This is a genomic window from Nonomuraea sp. NPDC050691, from assembly GCF_040654455.1.
GTDB lineage: Bacteria > Actinomycetota > Actinomycetes > Streptosporangiales > Streptosporangiaceae > Nonomuraea.
In genome coordinates, this window is record NZ_JBFAIA010000328.1 from 1 (window position 1) to 3544 (window position 3544).

Annotated in this window: 4 protein-coding genes; 1 reads left to right on the forward strand and 3 read right to left on the reverse strand. The window is 72.9% G+C overall.

Going from position 1 to position 3544, the window contains the following annotated elements:
- The 3 genes from AB0H81_RS44275 to AB0H81_RS44285 all read right to left on the reverse strand — a co-directional run.
- Positions 1–735, reverse strand: a 735-nt coding sequence (locus AB0H81_RS44275; RefSeq protein WP_358388380.1) for an FAD-dependent oxidoreductase, incomplete at its 3' end; no start/stop codon positions are given.
- Positions 732–950 (reverse strand): phosphopantetheine-binding protein, encoded by a 219-nt coding sequence (locus tag AB0H81_RS44280; protein ID WP_358388383.1) that lies wholly within the window; start codon positions 948–950, stop codon positions 732–734. The genes AB0H81_RS44275 and AB0H81_RS44280, both read right to left, overlap by 4 nt.
- A gap of 13 nt (positions 951–963) precedes the next feature.
- Complete coding sequence (locus AB0H81_RS44285; RefSeq protein ID WP_358388386.1) at positions 964–2565, reverse strand: amino acid adenylation domain-containing protein; 1602 nt, start codon at positions 2563–2565, stop codon at positions 964–966.
- Positions 2566–2729: 164 nt separating this feature from the next.
- Between AB0H81_RS44285 and AB0H81_RS44290 the strand changes: the two genes are divergently transcribed.
- A partial coding sequence (locus AB0H81_RS44290) for an AfsR/SARP family transcriptional regulator (RefSeq protein ID WP_358388389.1) occupies positions 2730–3544 on the forward strand: 815 nt, incomplete at its 3' end.

Below are 3544 nucleotides of genomic sequence, written 5' to 3' on the forward strand. Positions count from 1 at the left end.
CTGGCCGCGCGGCGTGGTGACGGTGACGCCGCCGGCGTCCTGGTGCAGCGCCAGGACCGGCTCGCCCAGCCGCACCCGGTCGCCCAGGGCGGCGGCCAGCCGTTCGCAGAGCTGGTGCGCGCCGCCGGCGATCCGCCACTCCTGCGCGCCGCCCTCGAAGGCGTTGAGGTAGCGGATGCCGCCGCCGGAGCGCAGGTAGAAGGCCATGTGCAGGACCGACACGTCGGCCGGGTCGGCGGCCATCATCTCGCCGAGGAACAGCGGGAAGAACAACCGCGCGTCCGGGTGGCGCAGGTGCTCGGCCGCCCACCGTTCCGCGGACAGGTCGTCGAGCCGCGCGCCGCCCTCCGTCAGCCAGGGGGCGTCCGGCCGTACGAGCCGGGTGACCTCCTCCAGCGCGTCGAACATCTCGCCCAGCGCGACCGCGGACAGCGGCGGGAAGCGGCCGGGCCGGGTCCGGCCGGCGTCGCGGAGGGCGAAGCGGCTGTCTCCGGCCACGGTGGCCGGCGTGGTCTTCAGGTCCAGCGCGGCGAGCAGGGCGGTGAGCGCGGTGTGCCGCTCGCCCAGGTAGGCGGCGCCCGCGTCCACCCAGCCTCCCGGCTCGACCTCCAGGCCGTGCGTCCGGCCGCCCACCCGGTCCCGCGCCTCCAGCACGGTCACCTCTGCGCCGCGCGCGGCCAGATCGGTGGCCGCGGTCAGCCCGGCCAGACCGGCTCCCACGACGACGACGTTCATGCCATGCCCCTGACTTTCGCGGCAAGGGCGCCGGGGGTGGGCGCGTCGAGGAGGTCGTCGAATTCCAGCTCCACCCCGCTGGCTCGCGCGATCGCGCTCAGCACGCGGGTGGCGAGCAGTGAATCCCCACCCATAACGAAAAAGTCAGAATCAGCGCTGATCTCGGGAACTTCAAGAACTTCGCGGAATACGACAGATACGGCGTCGACATTCATGAAAGGGGTCTCCTTAAACGACGGCTGACCTGTATCGCCGGTGCGATCCGGCCCGGTCGACTTTCCCGCTCGCCGTGTGGACGAGCTCCGGTACGACGGTGATGCGATGAGGCACGAGATGGGCCGGGACGTGCTCGCGCAGGTAGTCCAGGACGTCCTCGGCCAGTGAGGCGGTCAGGGTGGGGGAGCGGGGCACCACGTAGGCGGCGAGCGTCGTGTGGCCGGCGACCGGGACGCCCACCACGGCCACCGCCCCCACCCGCGGGTGGCCGGAGATCTGGGCCTCCACCTCGCCCGGGTCCACCCGGATGCCGCGGACCTTGAGCTCGTGGTCCAGCCGCCCCTCGTGGACGAGCGCGCCGTCCGGGCGCCGGCTGACCCGGTCGCCGGTGCGGAAGTACCGCCTGGGGCCCTGGCCCGGTTCGCCGCCTTCAGGGACGACGTCCGGATCGTCCAGCTCGACGAACCGCTCGGCGGTCGCCTCGGGCCGGTCCCGGTAGCCCAGCGCCAGCGCGGGCCCGCCGACCAACAGCTCGCCCTCCTCGGTGATCCGCTCGACGACGTGGGGGAGGGGCCGGCCGATCGGCACCCGATCGTCCGGCCCGCTCTTCGCGGCCCGCGGGCCGTGCAGGTCGACGGCGTGCGTGATGAGCGTGGTCTCGGTGCACCCGTACGTGTTGACCAGGCGGACGGCGTCGAGGCCGAGGGCGCGCCAGTCCGCCAGCCGTACCGGGCTGACCGCCTCCCCGCCGATGACGACCAGCCGCACCGAGGGCGGGAGGGCGGCCCGCTCGGCCGTCAGGTGATGGACCAGTTCGTGCCAGAACGCCGTGGGGAGGTCCAGGACGGTGATCCGCTCGGCGTCGACCATCCGCAGCATCCGATGGAGGGACCCGGAATACGCGTGGTCGTGGAAGACCAGCGTCGCGCACGAGGTCAGCGCGGGCAGGATCTCCTCCAGGCAGGTGTCCCAGTTCAGTGAGGCGAACTGGAGCACCCGGTCGTCCCGGGTGATGCCGAACAGTTCCCGCAGCCCGGCCGTCACGGCCGAGATCGCCCCCCGTGGCGTCACCACCGGCTTGGGCTCGCCGGTGGAGCCGGAGGTGAACAGGATGTACGCCGGGTCGTCCGGCGAGGCCGCCGCGAAGCCCTCCACGGCGGGATCGCCGAGGCCGGGCGGCCGCGTCAGGCGCACCCCGGGTGGTACGGCGGGGTCGGGGAGCTGCGTCAGGCGCGCCCCGGGCGGTACGGCGGAGCCGGGCTCGCCGATCACCACCCGGCAGCCGCTCGCCGCCATCAGCGCCTGCCGCCGCGGCCACGGGTACGCGGGATCGATCGGGCAGTAGACCCCGCCGGCCGCCAGCGTGCCGAGCAGAGCGGCCACGGTGCCCGCCGTACGCGACGTCAGCACCCCGACCACCCCGGGGTCCGGCCCCAGCCGCCGCGCCGTCGCCCGGACCCAGGCCTCCAGTGCCGCATACGTGACCGTCCGGTCATGGCGCGTCACGGCCGGGCGATCCGGATGAAGGCGCGCTGTTTCGGAAAACGCTTCCATCACGTCACGCAATGGATAGGACACTCTTACCTCTTTCCGGAGATGGCTGCATTGCGGCATGCCACGCAATCCGAAGGTCGTTGCGGTGCGAATGCGGGGAAATCGTGTTCATGGTGTTGGAGAGCACTGGATGCGAGCTTGTTTTCGACAGGATGCGCGCTGGACTTCATCCGGTATCTCCCGCATCACGCGCTGTTACAACGATGTTTCAGACGGAGAGCGATATGTCAGCTGAAACGGACCTGATGGGTCTGGAGCAGGCCGTAAAGATCGGGCTTTTGGGAACGGTCCGGGCGTCGCGGGGGCTCCAGGACATTCCGCTCGGCACGCCGCGCCAGCGCGCCGTGCTGGCGCTGCTCGCCCTCGACGCGGGACGGACCGTGTCGATGGAGCGGCTGATAGCGGCGTTGTGGGGGGAACGGCCGCCGGCCGGCGCGCGCGGCCTGGTGCAGGGCTACGTGTCGCGGCTCCGGCAGGCCCTGGCCCGGGCGGGTGTCACGATCGCCCACGGCCCGCAGGGATACCTGCTGGGACTGGCGGCCGAGCAGGTCGACCTGCACGAGTTCCGCCTGCTGGTGGCGCGGGCGCGGGCCATGGAGACGGAGGAGGCGCAGGCGGCGGGGATGCGCAGCGCACTGGCGCTGTGGCGCGGAGAGCCGCTGACCGGCATCACCGGCGGCGAACTGCTGGACCGGCTGCGCGACACGCTGAGCGAGGAACGGCTGGCGGTCACCGAGGAGTGTCTCAACGTCGAGACCCGCGCCGGCCGTGACGCGGTGCTCATCCCCGAGCTGATCGCGCTGGTGGCGACGCACCCGCTCCGCGAGGGGCTGGTGGGCCTGCTCATGGTGGCGCTGTGCCGGGTCGGACGCCGCGCCGACGCCTTGGAGCGTTACGAGAACACCCGCCGGCACCTCAGCGAGGAGCTCGGACTGGACCCCGGGCCCGAGCTGCGCCAGCTCCGCCAGCGCATCCTGCGCGGTGACGTCCGCATGGCCCGGCCCCCGCGCCCGGCGTCCGCGGCGCAGGCGGCCGTGCC

Bases quoted from the DNA above. Each gene is read 5' to 3' on its own strand.
- AB0H81_RS44280 (WP_358388383.1), bottom strand. From the start codon at position 950: ATGAATGTCGACGCCGTATCTGTCGTATTCCGCGAAGTTCTTGAAGTT.
- AB0H81_RS44285 (WP_358388386.1), bottom strand. From the start codon at position 2,565: ATGCCGCAATGCAGCCATCTCCGGAAAGAGGTAAGAGTGTCCTATCCA.